Origin of the sequence: Streptomyces sp. NBC_01515 (genome assembly GCF_045040345.1) — a bacterium.
Taxonomy (GTDB): Bacteria; Actinomycetota; Actinomycetes; order Streptomycetales; family Streptomycetaceae; genus Streptomyces.
The window spans coordinates 8100997-8119889 of record NZ_CP109416.1 but is presented as its reverse complement, the minus strand read 5'-3'; the positions used below and the strand labels follow the sequence as shown (position 1 = coordinate 8119889).

At 65.8% G+C, this 18893-nt stretch carries 5 protein-coding genes, 1 tRNA gene and 3 rRNA genes; 1 reads left to right on the top strand and 8 read right to left on the bottom strand.

The genetic code is table 11. The annotated features are described in order from the left end of the window. Positions 1–173: 173 nt before the first annotated feature. The 3 genes from OG407_RS36775 to OG407_RS36765 all read right to left on the bottom strand — a co-directional run bounded on the left by OG407_RS36775 (position 174) and on the right by OG407_RS36765 (position 9450). Positions 174–2894 (bottom strand): DNA translocase FtsK, encoded by a 2721-nt coding sequence (locus OG407_RS36775; RefSeq protein ID WP_405863913.1) that lies wholly within the window; start codon positions 2892–2894, stop codon positions 174–176. Positions 2895–3017: 123 nt separating this feature from the next. After that, on the bottom strand, positions 3018–3701 hold the full coding sequence (locus OG407_RS36770; RefSeq protein ID WP_405863911.1) for a two-component system response regulator: 684 nt from the start codon (positions 3699–3701) through the stop codon (positions 3018–3020). A 286-nt stretch (positions 3702–3987) separates the two neighbouring features. Then, a complete protein-coding gene (locus tag OG407_RS36765; protein WP_405863909.1) occupies positions 3988–9450 on the bottom strand; it encodes a HAMP domain-containing protein in 5463 nt (1820 codons plus the stop codon). 379 nt (positions 9451–9829) lie between these two features. Between OG407_RS36765 and OG407_RS36760 the strand changes: the two genes are divergently transcribed. After that, entirely contained in the window at positions 9830–12580 is a 2751-nt protein-coding gene (locus OG407_RS36760) for a SpoIIE family protein phosphatase (RefSeq protein ID WP_390160246.1), read from the top strand. Positions 12581–12634: 54 nt separating this feature from the next. Here OG407_RS36760 and OG407_RS36755 read toward each other — a convergent pair. The 5 genes from OG407_RS36755 to OG407_RS36735 form a co-directional block, all read right to left on the bottom strand. Then, positions 12635–12710, bottom strand: a tRNA-Thr gene (locus OG407_RS36755). A gap of 95 nt (positions 12711–12805) precedes the next feature. Further along, positions 12806–13468 (bottom strand): DegT/DnrJ/EryC1/StrS family aminotransferase, encoded by a 663-nt coding sequence (locus OG407_RS36750; protein WP_366493447.1) that lies wholly within the window; start codon positions 13466–13468, stop codon positions 12806–12808. 113 nt (positions 13469–13581) lie between these two features. Continuing rightward, positions 13582–13698, bottom strand: a 5S ribosomal RNA gene (gene rrf / locus OG407_RS36745). A gap of 92 nt (positions 13699–13790) precedes the next feature. Next, positions 13791–16911 (bottom strand): 23S ribosomal RNA (locus tag OG407_RS36740). A 315-nt stretch (positions 16912–17226) separates the two neighbouring features. Next, positions 17227–18754: ribosomal RNA gene (locus OG407_RS36735) — 16S ribosomal RNA — on the bottom strand. The 16S, 23S and 5S rRNA genes sit together here, the layout of an rRNA operon. Positions 18755–18893: the final 139 nt, after the last annotated feature.

The following is an 18893-nucleotide window of genomic DNA, read 5'->3' as shown; positions in this document are numbered from 1 at the left end:
GGTGGGACTTTGTACGCCATCGGTATGGCCGGAGCGCCCGATGGCGAGCCAGACACGGACCCCATGGTGGGAGCCCCATCTGTCTTCTCGCTCAACTTGACGTACGGCAAAGGGAAACGGTTGCGCGACGATCTCTAACGGGTGGATCACGGTCGCATCCTTTCGGCGGACGCCTACCCTTCAGACTCCCCGCGGATCACCGCGAGCACGCCATCCACCTCGTCGGCCTTCACAAGAACGTCACGCGCCTTGGATCCCTCGCTGGGTCCGACGATGCCCCGGGACTCCATGAGGTCCATGAGCCGCCCGGCCTTGGCGAAGCCGACGCGCAGTTTGCGCTGGAGCATCGAGGTGGACCCGAACTGCGTGGACACGACCAGCTCGACCGCCTGGCAGAGCAGGTCGAGGTCGTCGCCGATCTCCTCGTCGATCTCCTTCTTCTGCTTGCTGCCCACGGTGACGTCGTCCCGGAAGATCGGCGCCATCTGGTCCTTGCAGTGCTGGACGATCGCCGCGACCTCGCCCTCGGTGACGAAGGCGCCCTGCATACGGGTCGGCTTGTTCGCCCCCATGGGCAGGAACAGCCCGTCGCCCTTGCCGATCAGCTTCTCGGCGCCGGGCTGGTCGAGGATGACCCGGGAGTCGGCGAGCGAGGAGGTGGCGAACGCGAGCCTGGAGGGCACGTTCGCCTTGATGAGACCGGTGACGACGTCCACGGACGGCCGCTGCGTCGCGAGCACCAGGTGGATGCCGGCCGCGCGCGCGAGCTGCGTGATGCGCACGATGGAGTCCTCGACGTCCCGGGGCGCGACCATCATCAGGTCGGCCAGCTCGTCGACGATCACCAGGAGATACGGATAGGTCTTGAGCTCCCGCTCGCTGCCCTCCGGAGTCTTCAGCTTGCCGTCGCGGATGGCCTGGTTGAAGTCGTCGATGTGCCGGTACCCGAAGGCCGCGAGGTCGTCATACCTGAGGTCCATCTCGCGTACGACCCACTGGAGGGCCTCGGCGGCCCTCTTCGGGTTGGTGATGATGGGCGTGATCAGGTGCGGGATGCCTTCGTAGGCGGTCAGTTCGACGCGCTTGGGGTCGACGAGGACCATGCGCACGTCCTCGGGGGTCGCGCGCACCATGACGGACGTGATCAGGCAGTTGATGCAGGACGACTTACCGGAACCGGTGGCTCCGGCGACCAGGACGTGCGGCATCTTCGCCAGGTTGGCCATGACATAGCCGCCCTCGACGTCCTTGCCGAGCGCCACCAGCATCGGGTGGTCGTCCTCGGCCGCGTCCGCGAGGCGCAGGACGTCGCCCAGGTTGACCATCTCGCGGTCGGTGTTCGGGATCTCGATGCCGACCGCGGACTTGCCGGGGATCGGGCTGATGATCCGCACATCGGGGCTGGCGACGGCGTAGGCGATGTTCTTGGTGAGCGCGGTGATCCGCTCGACCTTGACGGCGGGGCCCAGCTCGACCTCGTAGCGCGTGACCGTCGGCCCGCGCGTGAAGCCGGTGACCGAGGCGTCGACCTTGAACTCCATGAAGACGTTCTGGAGGGAGGCGACGACGATGTCGTTGGCGGCGCTGCGCGTCTTGCCGGGGCCGCCGCGCTCCAGGAGGTCGAGCGACGGCAGCGAGTACGTGATGTCGCCGGACAGCTGGAGCTGCTCGGCCCGCGGCGGCAGGTCGCGCATCTCCTCCGGGGGCGCCTTGGTCAGGTCCGCCACGACGCGCCCGACCGGCTCGGCCCTGAGCTTCTCCTGCTTGGGGCGCGCGGCGGGGGCCGGGACGGGCGTCGGGGTGGTGTCCTCGCGGTCTCCCCCGACCCGCACGCCCTGGGTGAGGTCGGCGACGATCGGCGAAGGCGGCATGCCGTGCAGGACGGCCCCGTCGAGCGCGGCTGCGGCGGCCGCGGCGACGTCCACGGCGTCCATGGGGCGGTTCATGTCGGGCTGGGGCACGGCGGAGCGCCGGGGGCGGCTCCGGCGCCTGGAGAGGGCGTCCTGCTCGGCGCTCTCGGGGTCGTAGGCCTCGGGGGCGCTCCCGCGCTTGCGGGGGCGCGCGGGCAGCGCCTCGCGCCACTGCTCGTCGTAGCGCTCGTCGTCCTCGCCGAACTCGTCCTCGTCGTCGAAGTCGTGGACGATGCCCAGCTTCACGCCGAGCAGCCGCAGCCGCTGCGGGATCGCGTTGACGGGCGTGGCCGTGACGACCAGCAGCCCGAAGACCGTGAGCAGCACGAGCAGGGGTACGGCGAGGACCTCGCCCATCGTGTAGGTCAGCGGGGTCGCCACGCCCCAGCCGATGAGGCCGCCGGCGTCCCTTATGGCCTGCATGCCGTCGCTGCGCGCGGGCGCGCCGCAGGCGATGTGGACCTGGCCGAGCACGCCGATGACGAGCGCGGACAGGCCGATCACGATGCGGCCGTTGGCCTCGGGCTTCTCCGGGTGCCGGATGAAACGCACCGCGATCACCGCGAGCAGTATCGGCACGAGCAGGTCGAGACGGCCGAAGGCGCCGGTCACCAGGATCTCGACGAGGTCGCCGACCGGGCCGCGCAGATCCGCCCAGGTACCGGCGGCGACGATCAGCGCGAGGCCGAACAGGAGCAGCGCTACGCCGTCCTTGCGGTGGGCCGGATCCAAGTTCTTCGCGCCCTGCCCTATGCCGCGGAACACCGCGCCGACGGCGTGCGCGGTGCCGAGCCAGACGGCGCGCACGAGCTTGACGATGCCCCCGGTGGGGCTGGGAGCCGGCTTGGGCGCCGGGCGGGCGGTCCTCTTGGCGACCGCCTTCTTCGCCGGGGCCCTTTTCGCAGCGGCCTTCTTCGCCGGAGCCTTCGCCGGAGCAGCCCTCTTGGCGGGCTGCTTCTTGGCTGCGGAGGGACGTGAGGCCATAGGTGTGAGGTTACCTGTGGAGGCGGCAGGGGACACGTGCGTCCACTGCTTCACCCGTTCGTGTCGCCCGTACCGGACCGGGAACTGACGGCCGTTCACGCACAACTGCGCCCGCGGCGGACGTCAGTTCTGCGACGGGAACGAATTCGCTCCGCTGCCCGTGCCCGGCTCCAGGGCGTCGAGTGCCCTGCGCAGCCCGGTGAGTTTGCGTTCGAGATGAGCCGCGGTCGCTACGGCCGCCGCGTCCGCCGACTCGTCGTCGAGCTGCTTGGACAGCGCCTCGGCCTGTTCCTCGACGGCCGCGAGCCGCGCCGACAGCTCGGCGAGCAGTCCGGCCGGCTCCTTGACCGCACCGGCCGCGGGCTTGCCGCCGCCCTCCAACTGGAGCCGCAGCAGCGCCGCCTGCTCCCGCAGCTGGCAGTTCTTCATGTAGAGCTCGACGAAGACCGAGACCTTCGCGCGCAGCACCCACGGGTCGAACGGCTTGGAGATGTAGTCGACCGCGCCCGCCGCGTACCCCCGGAAGGTGTGGTGCGGGCCGTGGTTGATCGCGGTGAGGAAGATGATCGGGATGTCCCGGGTCCGCTCCCGCCGCTTGATGTGCGCGGCGGTCTCGAAACCGTCCATGCCCGGCATCTGGACGTCCAGCAGAATGACCGCGAAGTCGTCCGTCAGCAGCGCCTTGAGCGCTTCCTCTCCGGACGATGCCCGAACCAGTGTCTGATCGAGCGCAGAGAGGATGGCCTCCAGCGCCAGCAGATTCTCCGGCCGGTCATCGACCAGAAGGATCTTGGCCTTCTGCACCATGGCCCGCCCTCCTCGCCCCGGATGTGCACCGGGCGCCGCCCCAGGGGACGACTCTCTTGCGCCGTCCGTCCTTGTGCCGGTCATGGTAGCCGCACCCCGCCCGTCGCCACACCCTGTCACCGTGATGTCACTGTGCACGTAGCAGAAACGTAGCGGGAGACCAGAAGGTTCCCCGAATCCCGTGCTTCTACACGGCTCCGGCCACACTGAGTCAGCAACTCCGCGTGGCCACCGAACGTTCCCCGCACCGTTCCCGCTGCTTTCCCGTCAAGTCCGGTCGTTTCCTTCACTCCGGGCGCATCCACTGCTCCATCACCGCCAGCAGATGATCGGGATCGACCGGCTTGGTGACGTAGTCCGAGGCACCGGACTCGATCGCCTTCTCCCGGTCGCCCTTCATCGCCTTCGCGGTCAGCGCGATGATCGGCAGCCCGGCGAACTGGGGCATCCTGCGGATCGCCGTCGTCGTCGCGTATCCGTCCATCTCGGGCATCATGATGTCCATCAGAACGACCGTCACATCGTCGTGCTGCTCCAGGACCTCGATGCCCTCACGGCCGTTCTCCGCGTACAGCACAGACAAGCCGTGCTGCTCCAGGACACTGGTCAGCGCGAAGACGTTGCGGATGTCGTCGTCGACGATCAGCACCTTCTCCCCGCCGAACCTGATGCCCTGGCGGGACGGCGGCGACTCCGGTGCCGCCCAGTGGTCCCGTACGGTCTGCCCCAGTTGGGTGGACTGCTCGATGGCCCTGCGACGGCGCCTGAAGAGCGCGGCGGCACCGTTCTGCGTCTCGTGGTACGACTTCACCTCGGCCGGCGTCTCGAAGTCCACCTCGCTCCGCTCCGACAGCTCGGCGAGTTCCGCCGCGGACGACGCCACCAGGTCGCCCGCCTCCAGCGCCGGCAGCTGCTGGTAGCCCTGCGGGGGCAGTTCGCTGGGGTGCAGCGGCAAATACAGCGTGAACGTCGAACCGCGCCCCGGTTCGCTCTGCGCGTGGATCTCACCGCCGAGCAACTGCGCGATCTCCCGGGAGATCGACAACCCGAGGCCCGTACCGCCGTACTTGCGGCTGGTCGTACCGTCCGCCTGCTTGAACGCCTCGAAGATGACCCGCATCTTGCTGCCCGCGATCCCGATCCCGGTGTCGGTCACCGAGAACGCGATCAGACCCGCGTCCGCGTCCCGCAGCGAACCGGCCTCCAGGAGCTGCTCCCGGATCGCCACCGGAACATCCGCGCCGGCCGGCCGGATGACCAGCTCGACCGCCCCGGAGTCGGTGAACTTCACCGCGTTGGACAGCAGGTTGCGCAGCACCTGGAGGAGGCGCTGCTCGTCGGTGTGCAGCGTGGCGGGCAGTTCCGGCGACACCCGGACGGAGAGATCGAGCCCCTTCTCCGCGGTCAGCGGGCGGAAAGTGGCCTCTACGTAGTCGACGAGTTGGACGAGCGCGATGCGCGTCGGGGAGACGTCCATCTTGCCCGCCTCGACCTTCGACAGGTCCAGGATGTCGTTGATCAGCTGGAGCAGGTCGGACCCCGCGCCGTGAATGGTCTCGGCGAACTCGACCTGCTTCGGGGAGAGGTTCCCCTCCGCGTTGTCGGCGAGCAGCTTGGCCAGGATCAGCAGCGAGTTGAGCGGTGTGCGCAGCTCGTGCGACATGTTGGCGAGGAACTCGCTCTTGTAGCGCATCGACACCGCGAGCTGCTCGGCGCGCTCCTCCAGGACCTGCCGCGCCTCCTCGATCTCGGTGTTCTTGACCTCGATGTCGCGGTTCTGCTGGGCCAGCAGCTCGGCCTTCTCCTCCAGTTCGGCGTTGGACGACTGGAGTGCCTTCTGCCGGTTCTCCAACTCGGCCGACCGCTCCCGGAGTTGCTCGGTCAGCTCCTGCGACTGCTTCAGCAGCACCTCCGTCTTGGTGTTGACGGAGATGGTGTTGACGCTGGTCGCGATCATCTCGGCGATCTGGTTGAGGAAGTCCTTCTGGATGTGCGTGAACGGCGTGAAGGAGGCCAGCTCGATGATGCCGAGCACCTTCCCCTCGAACAGCACCGGAAGCACGATCACCTGCGCGGGCGGCGCCTCCCCGAGCCCCGAGGAGATCTTCAGATAGCCGCTGGGCGCGTTCTCCACGAGGATCGTGCGCCGCTCCTGGGCGGCCGTCCCGATCAGCGCCTCACCGGGCCTGAACGAGGTCGGCATGGACCCCATGGAGTAGCCGTACGACCCCAGCATGCGCAGTTCGTACGCCTCCTCGCCCTCGACGTCCGCCAGGGGCAGCGCGAGGAAGAACGCGCCGTGCTGGGCGGAGACCACCGGCGTCAGCTCGCTCATGATCAGCGAGGCGACGTCGTCCAGGTCGCGGCGGCCCTGCATCAGCGCTGAGATGCGGGCGAGGTTGCCCTTGAGCCAGTCCTGCTCCTTGTTGGCGATCGTGGTGTCACGCAGGTTGGCGATCATCTTGTTGATGTAGTCCTGCAGCTCCTGGATCTCGCCCGCCGCGTCGACGTCGATCTTCAGGTTCAGGTCGCCGCGCGTCACCGCGGTCGCCACGCGCGCGATGGCACGCACCTGCCGGGTCAGGTTCCCGGCCATCTCGTTCACCGACTCGGTGAGGTCGCGCCAGGTGCCGTCGACGTCACGCACGCGTGCCTGACCGCCCAGTTGGCCCTCGGTGCCCACCTCGCGGGCGACCCGGGTGACCTCCTCGGCGAACGAGGACAGCTGATCGACCATCGTGTTGATCGTCGTCTTGAGTTCGAGGATCTCACCGCGGGCATCGATGTCGATCTTCTTGGTCAGGTCGCCCTTGGCGATGGCCGTCGTGACCATCGCGATGTTGCGCACCTGACCGGTCAGGTTGGACGCCATCCCGTTCACGGACTCCGTGAGGTCCTTCCACGTGCCGGCCACACCGGGCACGCGCGCCTGACCGCCCAGGATGCCGTCCGTGCCCACCTCGCGGGCCACCTTGGTGACCTGGTCGGCGAACGAACTCAGCGTCTTCACCATGGTGTTGAAGGTGTCGGCGAGCTGCGCGACCTCACCGCGCGCCTCGATCGTCACCGTCCGCGTCAGGTCGCCGTTGGCGACGGCCGCCGCGACCTGGGAGATGTTCCGCACCTGCATGGTCAGGTTGTTGGCCATCAGGTTGACGTTGCCGCTGAGGTCCTTCCAGATGCCCGTGACACCCGGCACGTGCGCCTGGCCGCCCAGGATGCCCTCGGTGCCCACCTCGCGGGCCACCCGGGTCACCTGCTCGGCGAACGACGACAGCTGATCGACCATCGTGTTGACGGTCGTGACGAGTTCGAGGATCTCGCCCTTGGCGTCGACGGTGATCTTCTTGGAGAGGTCGCCCTTGGCGACGGCGGTCGTGACCTCGGCGATCTGGCGCACCTGGATGGTCAGGTTGTTCGCCATGAAGTTCACCGACTGCGTGAGGTCCTTCCAGGTGCCGGAGACACCCTGCACCTCGGCCTGACCGCCCAACTGCCCCTCGGTGCCCACCTCGCGGGCCACCCGGGTGACCTCCTCGGCGAACGACGACAGCTGATCGACCATCGTGTTCAGGGTGTTCTTCAGCTCCAGGATCTCCCCGCGCGCGTCCACGGTGATCTTCTGGGACAGGTCACCCCGGGCCACCGCCGTCGCGACCTGCGCGATGTTGCGCACCTGGGCGGTGAGGTTGCCGGCCATGCCGTTCACCGAGTCGGTCAGGTCACGCCACACACCGGCGACGCCGGGCACCTGCGCCTGCCCGCCCAGGCGGCCCTCCGTACCCACCTCGCGGGCGACCCGGGTCACCTGGTCGGCGAAGGCCGAGAGCTGGTCGACCATCGTGTTGATGGTGTTCTTCAGCTCCAGGATCTCCCCGCGCGCGTCCACGTCGATCTTCTGGGACAGGTCGCCCTGGGCCACCGCCGTCGTCACCTGGGCGATGTTGCGCACCTGGGAAGTCAGGTTCCCGGCCATCGAGTTGACGGAGTCGGTGAGTTCCTTCCAGGTGCCCGAGACGCCGTCCACGCGCGCCTGGCCGCCGAGCCGGCCCTCGGTGCCCACGTCACGGGCCATCCGGGTCACCTGGTCGGCGAACGACGACAGCTGGTCCACCATCGTGTTGACGGTGTTCTTCAACTGAAGCATCTCGCCGGACACGTCGACGGTGACCTTCTGCGACAGATCACCGTTGGCCACGGCTGTCGTCACCTGCGCGATGTTCCTCACCTGTCCGGTGAGGTTGCGGAACGCCGTGTTGACGGAGTCCGTCAGGTCCTTCCAGGTCCCGGCCGCGCCCGGAACCTGTGCCTGGCCGCCCAGTTCACCCTCGACACCGATCTCGCGCGCCACGCGCGTGACCTCGGCACCGAACGAGGACAGCTGGTCGACCATCCCGTTGACGGTGTTCTTCAGTTCCAGCATCTCGCCGGCCACGTTCACGGTGACCTTCTGGGACAGGTCACCGCTCGCCACGGCGGTCGTCACGGCGGCGATGTCCCGCACCTGGATCGTCAGGTTCCGGAAGACCGTGTTCACCGAGTCGGTGAGGTCCTTCCACGTCCCCGCCGCACCCGGCACGTTCGCCTGCCCGCCGAGCTGCCCCTCGGCACCGACCTCGTTGGCCACGCGCGTGACCTCGTCCGCGAACGTACGCAGCGTCTCGGTCATCTGGTTGATCGTCTCGGCGAGCTGGGCGACCTCGCCCCGCGCCGACACGGTCACCTTCTGCGACAGGTCACCGTTGGCCACAGCCGTCGTCACCTGCGCGATCCCGCGCACCTGCGCCGTCAGGTTGCCGGCCATGATGTTCACCGAGTCGGTGAGGTCTTTCCACACCCCGGCCACACCCGGCACCTGCGCCTGGCCGCCCAGCTCGCCCTCGGTGCCCACCTCGCGGGCGACCCGCGTCACCTCGGAGGAGAACGACGACAGCTGGTCCACCATCGTGTTGACGGTGTTCTTGAGCTCCAGCATCTCGCCGGCGACATGGACCGTGACCTTGCGCGACAGGTCACCCTTGGCGACCGCCGTGGTCACCAGCGCGATGTCCCGCACCTGGGCCGTCAGCCGGTACGCCATCGTGTTGACCGACTCCGTGAGGTCCTTCCACGAGCCGGACATGCCACGCACGCGTGCCTGCCCGCCCAGCTTGCCCTCGGTGCCCACCTCACTGGCCACACGCGTGACCTCGTCGGTGAACGTCGACAGCTGGTCGACCAGGTTGTTGACGGTCCGCCCGACCTTCAGGAACTCCCCGCGCAACGGATGCCCGGTCCCGTCCGGCGCCTGCGTCCGCAGCTCCATCCGCGGCGACAGATCACCCTCGGCCACCGCGGACAGCACCCGTCCGACCTCGGAGACGGGCCGTACGAGGTCGTCCACGAGCGCGTTGGAGGCATCGATGGCCGAGGCCCAGGAACCCTCGCAGGCGCCCGTCTCCAGCCGTTCCGTGAGTTTTCCCTCACGGCCCACCATGCGCCGCACCCGGGACAGCTCACCCGTGAGATGCAGGTTGCGGTCGGCCACCTCGTTGAACACGGCGGCGATCTCCGACATCACGCCGTCGCCGGACACCGTGAGCCGCTTGCGGAAGTTCCCGTCCCGCATGGAGACCAGAGCCGTCAGCAGCCGGTCCAAGGAGGCCGCGTCCACCTCCGTGGTCCCATTGCGTGGTTTGCGCTGGTCCTTCAGGGACTGTCCGCCTTTCGCGCGCGTCTTAGTGCCCCGCGTCGCTGCGCCAGACTCCACTGTGTCCCTCCCGCAGGGGTCGACCGTTACCGCTGTGCCGGTGTGCAACTGCTCGGCGTATCAGGTTCCGCCGCGTATCTCTGCCCGGTTTACCGGGCTTCACCAAGGTGTGGTGTCCTCCGTCCACAGAAGACACCCGGCCTGCCCGGACCTTCACCAGAATCCTGCCCAGTGTTTCACCCTGCCTGAACCAGGCCATAACAGTTCGGCAGCTTCGCACACGGTCCGCACACCCTGGGGACGGAAACACTGCGGACCGGCATCCGCATGGACGGTGAAGGTAAGTAACCTTGCATGCGGCTGTCCAGCCGCGCCGGTTCCGTCCGGCCTGGACGGTGGCACGAGCACGAGCGGGCAGGCATCGGAGGGGCACCGCACCATGACCACCGGACTGCATCCTGGGGGAACGCCCCAGGATCCCCCGCCGACCGGAAACCAGCCGGTGCCCCGGCAGGCGCCGATCGGCCATGGTGACCTGCCCGCCGACAACAGGCCGAGGAGTTCTGTGATCACCGCGCGCGCGGCCGCCAGCTTCGAGCCCGTCGGACGATCGGTCGCCACCGCGCGGTCCTTCGTCCGCGACACCCTGCAGGGCTGGGGCTTCGCCGACATCATCGACGACGCCGTGGTCCTCACCAGCGAGCTGGTGACCAACGCCGTCGTCCACGCGGGCACGGCCGCGGATGTCCTGTGCCTACGGAGTGACGACGGCGCGAGGATCGAGGTCGCCGACCACTACCCGGAGCGCGAGATCCCCCTCCAGGGGGCCGCGATCACCATGAGCAGCCCCGACCGCGAGGGCGGCCGCGGCCTCCAGCTGTGCGCGGCCCTGGCCAGCCGCTGGGGCGTCGACTACACCCCTACGAAGAAGCTGGTCTGGTTCCAACTCGACCTCCCCGCCCGCCCGGTGGGCACCCGCGCGGCCGGCCCGTCCCTCCCGGCCGCCCTGCTCCCGCTCGCCGACGGCAGGGTCCGCGTCGCGGTCGTCCAGATCGACCGTACGGGCTCCATCGCGTCCTGGAACGAGGACGCCGAGGAACTCTTCGGCTACGCCGCCGAGCAGGTCACCGGCAAGCCCCTCACCGACCTCGCCGCCTGGCCGCACACCCCGGGCACCAGCACCGGCATCGCCGAGGCCCTCCGCCTCTCCCGCTGGGAGGGCACCTACGGCATCCGCGGCGCCGACGGCCGGGTGACCCCGGTCTACGCCTCCCACCTCCGCGTCCGCGACACGGACGGCGAGCCGTCAACCGTGTGCCTCCTGGTGAGGGACCACGAACGCGCGGTTCTGCAGACCCCGTTGCGCGGCCCCGCCCCCGACGCGGCGTCCACCCCGGACGGCCAGAACACCGATCCCTTCGAGGTGTTCATCGGCTCCCCCGCGCCGGACGACCTCGACGGCCTCCTCCAGCGCACGGTCGAGCGCGCCCGCGACATGCTCGACGGAGACTCCGCCTTCCTCCTCCTCGCGACCGACGACGAAACGGAGTTGGAGGTCCGCGCCTCCACCGGCCTGCCCTCCGCCCGCCAGCGCTTCGCGCGCGTGCCCGTCGAGGCGGGCCCCGGCCGCTACGGCTCCGCCCGCATGCCGGCCGTCCACGAGGACCTCCAGGCCGTCCCCGGCGCCGTACCGCTCCTGAGCGGCACCGGAATGCGCTCGGTCGTCACGGTCCCCCTGAAGGTGGAGGGCCGCCTCACCGGCTCTCTAGGAGTGGCCGCCGAAGGCCCCAACAAGTACTCGAACGAAGAAGCGCTACGGCTCCAATTCGCGGCCGACCGCATCGCGTTGGCGGTGGAATCGGCCCGCCTGGGCGAACTGGAACGCCTGCGCCGCGGCTCGCTCAGCTTCCTGGTCGAGGCCTCCGACCTCCTCGCGGGCACCCTGGACCGCGATCAGACCCTCGCCCTGATGGCCCAGATGACGGTCCCGACCCTCGCCACCTGGTGCGCGGTCTACACGATCGCCGACCAGTCCTCGGACCCGTACCTCTCGTACGTCCTCCACGAGGACGAGGAACTCATCGACGGCATCAAGTCGTTGCTCTCGAAGATCGCCCCTCCGGACCCGGTCCCCACCCCCGGCGCCCGCGTCTGGGCCGCCCCCGCCGAGGCCGCCCACCAGGCCGCCCTGCGCACCTCCATGCGCAGCCTCGGCCTCGGCGAGCCCACCCGCCGCGTCAGCTCCGGCATCGGCCCAACTCTCGCCACAGCCTCGGCAGTCGGCGGCGAGACGGTCGTCCTCCCCCTGGTCGCCCGCAACCGCGTCATCGGCATGCTGACCCTCGGCAAGCCCACCGACGAACACTTCCGCCAGGAAATCCTGGAACTGGCCGAGGACTTGAGCCGACGGGCAGCCCTCGCCCTCGACAACGCCCGCCTGTACTCGGAGCGCACGGCCATCAGCCAGTCCCTCCAGCGCAGCCTCCTGCCCCCCGACCTCCCGCACATCGAGGGCGTCGAGGTCGAGGTCATCTACCGCGCGGCCGGCGAGGGCAACGAAGTAGGCGGCGACTTCTACGACCTCTTCCCCATCCGGGACGGCGTCTACGGCTTCGCCATCGGCGACGTCTGCGGCACCGGCCCCGAGGCGGCCGCGGTCACCGGCCTGGCCCGCCACGCCCTCCGCCTGCTCGCCAGAGAGGGCTTCGGCGGCCCGGCGGTCCTGGAGCGCCTCAACTCCGCGATCCTCGACGAGGGAGCCCGCAGCCGCTTCCTGACGCTCCTCTACGGCGAGTTGTGGCCCCAGGAGGACGGCAGCGCCGAACTGAAGGTGGTCTGCGCCGGCCACCCGCTCCCGCTCCGTCTCCGCCAGGACGGCACGGTCGAACCGGCCGCCGAACCGCAGCCCCTCCTCGGCGTCATGGACGACCTGGAGCTCTACGAGCAGACGGTCACCCTCGACCCCGGCGATGTCCTCCTGTGCGTCACGGACGGCGTCACGGAGCGCCGCGAGGGCACCCGCATGCTCGGCGACGACGGCCTCACCGACGTCCTCACGACCTGCACGGGCCTCACAGCGGGAGCCGTAGCGGCCCGCGTGATGCGTGCGGTCGAACGCTTCGCGTCGGACGCCCCGTCCGACGACATGGCCATCCTGGCGATGCGCGTCCCGGGCCTCCAGAAGGACTGACCGACCCCGAACGCGCAGAAGGCCCCGCCCAATTGGGCGGGGCCTTCTGATGTCTGGAGCCCTCTAACGGAATCGAACCGTTGACCTTCTCCTTACCATGGAGACGCTCTACCGACTGAGCTAAGAGGGCCTGTCGCTTTCCCGAGGTTTCCCTCGGGGCAACGAAAAGAATCATACCCCGAACAGGCCCGTGCGCCCAACCACCGCTGCCCGACCCCGACTCGATCAGAAAGCGGGCTGCAACAGCCCCCCGAGCGCGTTGCACGCAGAAACGATCCGCTGCATCTCCCGCTTGGTCAACGAGGCGTCCACCGGCAGCGCGAGCGTCTCGTCGGCGGCGCGCTCGGTCTCCGGCAGAGCCACACACCGCCGGAACTCCGGCAGCCGATGCACAGGAGTCTTCACCGGCACCCGGCACTCAACTCCCCTGCCACGCACGGCCCGAGCGAAGGCATCACGATCCGGCCGCCCGTTCCCCGGCACCCGCACGACGTACTGCTGGTAGGTGTGCCCGTCCCCACCATCGGGCGTCCGCACCCCACGCAACTTCGCGTCAAGATAGGCAGCCCGCTCCCGCCGCTGAGCGACTTCGTCGTACGGCGCCTCGGACTCCCCCTGCTGCAACACCAGCAGCCCATGCCGCTGCCCGACGCCAAGCAACCGCCCGACATCAGCGGACCGACCGAATCGATGTACGACAACTATCGCCGCCGTACGCGGAGTTACGGCCGCTTCGACAGCGGACGCGTCCAGGCAGTAGGTCACCGGATCTATGTCGGCGAACACCGGCAGACCACCCGCGAGGGTGACGGCCTCGGCGACTTCCACGTTCCCGAACGCCGGCACGACGACCTCGTCACCGAGTCCGACGCCTGCGGCCCTGAGCATTGCAGCAGTACCCATGCTCGGATGGTGATTGCGCAACGTGAACTTCAAGTGACGGCAAACAAAAAAGGGTTGGACCCCGAACCGAAGTTCAGGATCCAACCCTTTCAATATTTGTTCGGCGGCGTCCTACTCTCCCACAGGGTCCCCCCTGCAGTACCATCGGCGCTGTGAGGCTTAGCTTCCGGGTTCGGAATGTAACCGGGCGTTTCCCTCACGCTATGACCACCGAAACACTATGAAACAGACAACCGCACCACACCCAGTGGCCCCGGGCATGGGGTTGTTCGTGGTTTCAGAACCAACACAGTGGACGCGAGCAACTGAGGACAAGCCCTCGGCCTATTAGTACCGGTCACCTCCACCCATTACTGGGCTTCCAGATCCGGCCTATCAACCCAGTCGTCTACTGGGAGCCTTAACCCCTCAAGGGGGTGGGAACACTCATCTCGAAGCAGGCTTCCCGCTTAGATGCTTTCAGCGGTTATCCCTCCCGAACGTAGCCAACCAGCCATGCCCTTGGCAGAACAACTGGCACACCAGAGGTTCGTCCGTCCCGGTCCTCTCGTACTAGGGACAGCCCTTCTCAATGTTCCTGCGCGCGCAGCGGATAGGGACCGAACTGTCTCACGACGTTCTAAACCCAGCTCGCGTACCGCTTTAATGGGCGAACAGCCCAACCCTTGGGACCGACTCCAGCCCCAGGATGCGACGAGCCGACATCGAGGTGCCAAACCATCCCGTCGATATGGACTCTTGGGGAAGATCAGCCTGTTATCCCCGGGGTACCTTTTATCCGTTGAGCGACGGCGCTTCCACAAGCCACCGCCGGATCACTAGTCCCGACTTTCGTCCCTGCTCGACCCGTCGGTCTCACAGTCAAGCTCCCTTGTGCACTTACACTCAACACCTGATTGCCAACCAGGCTGAGGGAACCTTTGGGCGCCTCCGTTACTCTTTAGGAGGCAACCGCCCCAGTTAAACTACCCATCAGACACTGTCCCTGATCCGGATCACGGACCCAGGTTAGACATCCAGCACGACCAGACTGGTATTTCAACGACGACTCCCCCTGAACTGGCGTCCAGAGTTCACAGTCTCCCAGCTATCCTACACAAGCCGAACCGAACACCAATATCAAACTGTAGTAAAGGTCCCGGGGTCTTTCCGTCCTGCTGCGCGAAACGAGCATCTTTACTCGTAGTGCAATTTCACCGGGCCTATGGTTGAGACAGTCGAGAAGTCGTTACGCCATTCGTGCAGGTCGGAACTTACCCGACAAGGAATTTCGCTACCTTAGGATGGTTATAGTTACCACCGCCGTTTACTGGCGCTTAAGTTCTCAGCTTCGCCACCCCGAAGAGTGACTAACCGGTCCCCTTAACGTTCCAGCACCGGGCAGGCGTCAGTCCGTATACATCGCCTTACGGCTTCGCACGGACCTGTGTTTTTAGTAAACAGTCGCTTCTCGCTGGTCTCTGCGGCCACCCCCAGCTCAAGGAGTAAATCCTTTCACCGGTGATGGCCCCCTTCTCCCGAAGTTACGGGGGCATTTTGCCGAGTTCCTTAACCATAGTTCACCCGAACGCCTCGGTATTCTCTACCTGACCACCTGAGTCGGTTTAGGGTACGGGCCGCCATGAAACTCGCTAGAGGCTTTTCTCGACAGCATAGGATCATCCACTTCACCACAATCGGCTCGGCATCAGGTCTCACCCTTGTGTCATCCGGATTTGCCTAGATGACGGGCTACACCCTTACCCCGGGACAACCACCGCCCGGGATGGACTACCTTCCTGCGTCACCCCATCACTCACCTACTACCATCTTGGGCCGGCGGCTCCACCACTTTCCATTCCCCGAAGGGTCCGGAACGGCTTCACGGCCTTAGCATTAATGGGCTCGATGTTTGACGCTTCACAGCGGGTACCGGAATATCAACCGGTTATCCATCGACTACGCCTGTCGGCCTCGCCTTAGGTCCCGACTTACCCTGGGCAGATCAGCTTGACCCAGGAACCCTTAGTCAATCGGCGCACACGTTTCTCACGTGTGTATCGCTACTCATGCCTGCATTCTCACTCGTGAACCGTCCACCACTAGCTTCCGCTGCGGCTTCACCCGGCACACGACGCTCCCCTACCCATCCATACAGGCGTTGGCCCTATTGTATGAATGACACGACTTCGGCGGTACGCTTGAGCCCCGCTACATTGTCGGCGCGGAATCACTAGACCAGTGAGCTATTACGCACTCTTTCAAGGGTGGCTGCTTCTAAGCCAACCTCCTGGTTGTCTCTGCGACTCCACATCCTTTCCCACTTAGCGTACGCTTAGGGGCCTTAGTCGATGCTCTGGGCTGTTTCCCTCTCGACCATGGAGCTTATCCCCCACAGTCTCACTGCCGTGCTCTCACTTACCGGCATTCGGAGTTTGGCTAAGGTCAGTAACCCGGTAGGGCCCATCGCCTATCCAGTGCTCTACCTCCGGCAAGAAACACACGACGCTGCACCTAAATGCATTTCGGGGAGAACCAGCTATCACGGAGTTTGATTGGCCTTTCACCCCTAACCACAGGTCATCCCCCAGGTTTTCAACCCTGGTGGGTTCGGTCCTCCACGAAGTCTTACCTCCGCTTCAACCTGCCCATGGCTAGATCACTCCGCTTCGGGTCTTGAGCGCGCTACTAAATCGCCCTATTCGGACTCGCTTTCGCTACGGCTTCCCCACACGGGTTAACCTCGCAACACACCGCAAACTCGCAGGCTCATTCTTCAAAAGGCACGCAGTCACGAGAGTGCATGCGAGCATGCACTCCGACGCTCCCACGGCTTGTAGGCACACGGTTTCAGGTACTATTTCACTCCGCTCCCGCGGTACTTTTCACCATTCCCTCACGGTACTATCCGCTATCGGTCACCAGGGAATATTTAGGCTTAGCGGGTGGTCCCGCCAGATTCACACGGGATTTCTCGGGCCCCGTGCTACTTGGGTGTCTCTCAAACGAGCCGTTGATGTTTCGACTACGGGGGTCTTACCCTCTACGCCGGACCTTTCGCATGTCCTTCGCCTACATCAACGGTTTCTGACTCGCCTCACAGCCGGCAGACTGTGAAAGAGAGATCCCACAACCCCGCATACGCAACCCCTGCCGGGTCTCACACGTATACGGTTTGGCCTCATCCGGTTTCGCTCGCCACTACTCCCGGAATCACGGTTGTTTTCTCTTCCTGCGGGTACTGAGATGTTTCACTTCCCCGCGTTCCCTCCACTTGCCCTATGTGTTCAGGCAAGGGTGACAGCCCATGACGACTGCCGGGTTTCCCCATTCGGAAACCCCCGGATCAAAGCCTGGTTGACGACTCCCCGGGGACTATCGTGGCCTCCCACGTCCTTCATCGGTTCCTGGTGCCAAGGCATCCACCGTGCGCCCTTAAAAACTTGGCCACAGATGCTCGCGTCCACTGTGCAGTTCTCAAACAACGACCAACCACCCATCACCCTGCCTCTTACGGCAAGTTCACTGGGGTCGGCACTGAAGGCAGCTTGTTACAGCCGTGCCCTCAGACACCCAACAGCGTGCCCGGCCCTGTCGCCACCCATGATCAGCTTTCCACGCCCCGAAGAGCAGTACTCGCAGCCATGAGATGACCGACAGTGCCGAATAATCAACGTTCCACCCTTGAGCAACCACCGTCGAACGTGTGCCGACGTAATGGCCCTGGACCACCAAGCAAGCTTGGCGGCCTAGATGCTCCTTAGAAAGGAGGTGATCCAGCCGCACCTTCCGGTACGGCTACCTTGTTACGACTTCGTCCCAATCGCCAGTCCCACCTTCGACAGCTCCCTCCCCACAAGGGGGTTGGGCCACCGGCTTCGGGTGTTACCGACTTTCGTGACGTGACGGGCGGTGTGTACAAGGCCCGGGAACGTATTCACCGCAGCAATGCTGATCTGCGATTACTAGCAACTCCGACTTCATGGGGTCGAGTTGCAGACCCCAATCCGAACTGAGACCGGCTTTTTGAGATTCGCTCCACCTCACGGTATCGCAGCTCATTGTACCGGCCATTGTAGCACGTGTGCAGCCCAAGACATAAGGGGCATGATGACTTGACGTCGTCCCCACCTTCCTCCGAGTTGACCCCGGCGGTCTCCTGTGAGTCCCCGTCACCCCGAAGGGCACGCTGGCAACACAGGACAAGGGTTGCGCTCGTTGCGGGACTTAACCCAACATCTCACGACACGAGCTGACGACAGCCATGCACCACCTGTACACCGACCACAAGGGGGGCACTATCTCTAATGCTTTCCGGTGTATGTCAAGCCTTGGTAAGGTTCTTCGCGTTGCGTCGAATTAAGCCACATGCTCCGCTGCTTGTGCGGGCCCCCGTCAATTCCTTTGAGTTTTAGCCTTGCGGCCGTACTCCCCAGGCGGGGAACTTAATGCGTTAGCTGCGGCACCGACGACGTGGAATGTCGCCAACACCTAGTTCCCACCGTTTACGGCGTGGACTACCAGGGTATCTAATCCTGTTCGCTCCCCACGCTTTCGCTCCTCAGCGTCAGTAATGGCCCAGAGATCCGCCTTCGCCACCGGTGTTCCTCCTGATATCTGCGCATTTCACCGCTACACCAGGAATTCCGATCTCCCCTACCACACTCTAGCTAGCCCGTATCGAATGCAGACCCGGGGTTAAGCCCCGGGCTTTCACACCCGACGTGACAAGCCGCCTACGAGCTCTTTACGCCCAATAATTCCGGACAACGCTTGCGCCCTACGTATTACCGCGGCTGCTGGCACGTAGTTAGCCGGCGCTTCTTCTGCAGGTACCGTCACTTTCGCTTCTTCCCTGCTGAAAGAGGTTTACAACCCGAAGGCCGTCATCCCTCACGCGGCGTCGCTGCATCAGGCTTTCGCCCATTGTGCAATATTCCCCACTGCTGCCTCCCGTAGGAGTCTGGGCCGTGTCTCAGTCCCAGTGTGGCCGGTCGCCCTCTCAGGCCGGCTACCCGTCGTCGCCTTGGTGAGCCATTACCTCACCAACAAGCTGATAGGCCGCGGGCTCATCCTGCACCGCCGGAGCTTTTAACCCCCACACATGAGTGCGGGAGTATTATCCGGTATTAGACCCCGTTTCCAGGGCTTGTCCCAGAGTGCAGGGCAGATTGCCCACGTGTTACTCACCCGTTCGCCACTAATCCCCACCGAAGTGGTTCATCGTTCGACTTGCATGTGTTAAGCACGCCGCCAGCGTTCGTCCTGAGCCAGGATCAAACTCTCCGTGAATGTTTTCCCGTAATCGGGATCGCATACACGAGAGCGGAACAGTCAGGCGGAATAAGCCCGACCGTTCACAGCGTCCTCGCTGTATGTTTTCTTCAAAGGAACCTCGCCCCAGACATCAGATGATGACTGGAGACGGGGT

Coding starts and splice junctions, on each gene's coding strand:
- OG407_RS36775 (WP_405863913.1), bottom strand. CDS start 2,894: ATGGCCTCACGTCCCTCCGCAGCCAAGAAGCAGCCCGCCAAGAGGGCT.
- OG407_RS36770 (WP_405863911.1), bottom strand. CDS start 3,701: ATGGTGCAGAAGGCCAAGATCCTTCTGGTCGATGACCGGCCGGAGAAT.
- OG407_RS36760 (WP_390160246.1), top strand. CDS start 9,830: ATGACCACCGGACTGCATCCTGGGGGAACGCCCCAGGATCCCCCGCCG.
- OG407_RS36750 (WP_366493447.1), bottom strand. CDS start 13,468: ATGCTCAGGGCCGCAGGCGTCGGACTCGGTGACGAGGTCGTCGTGCCG.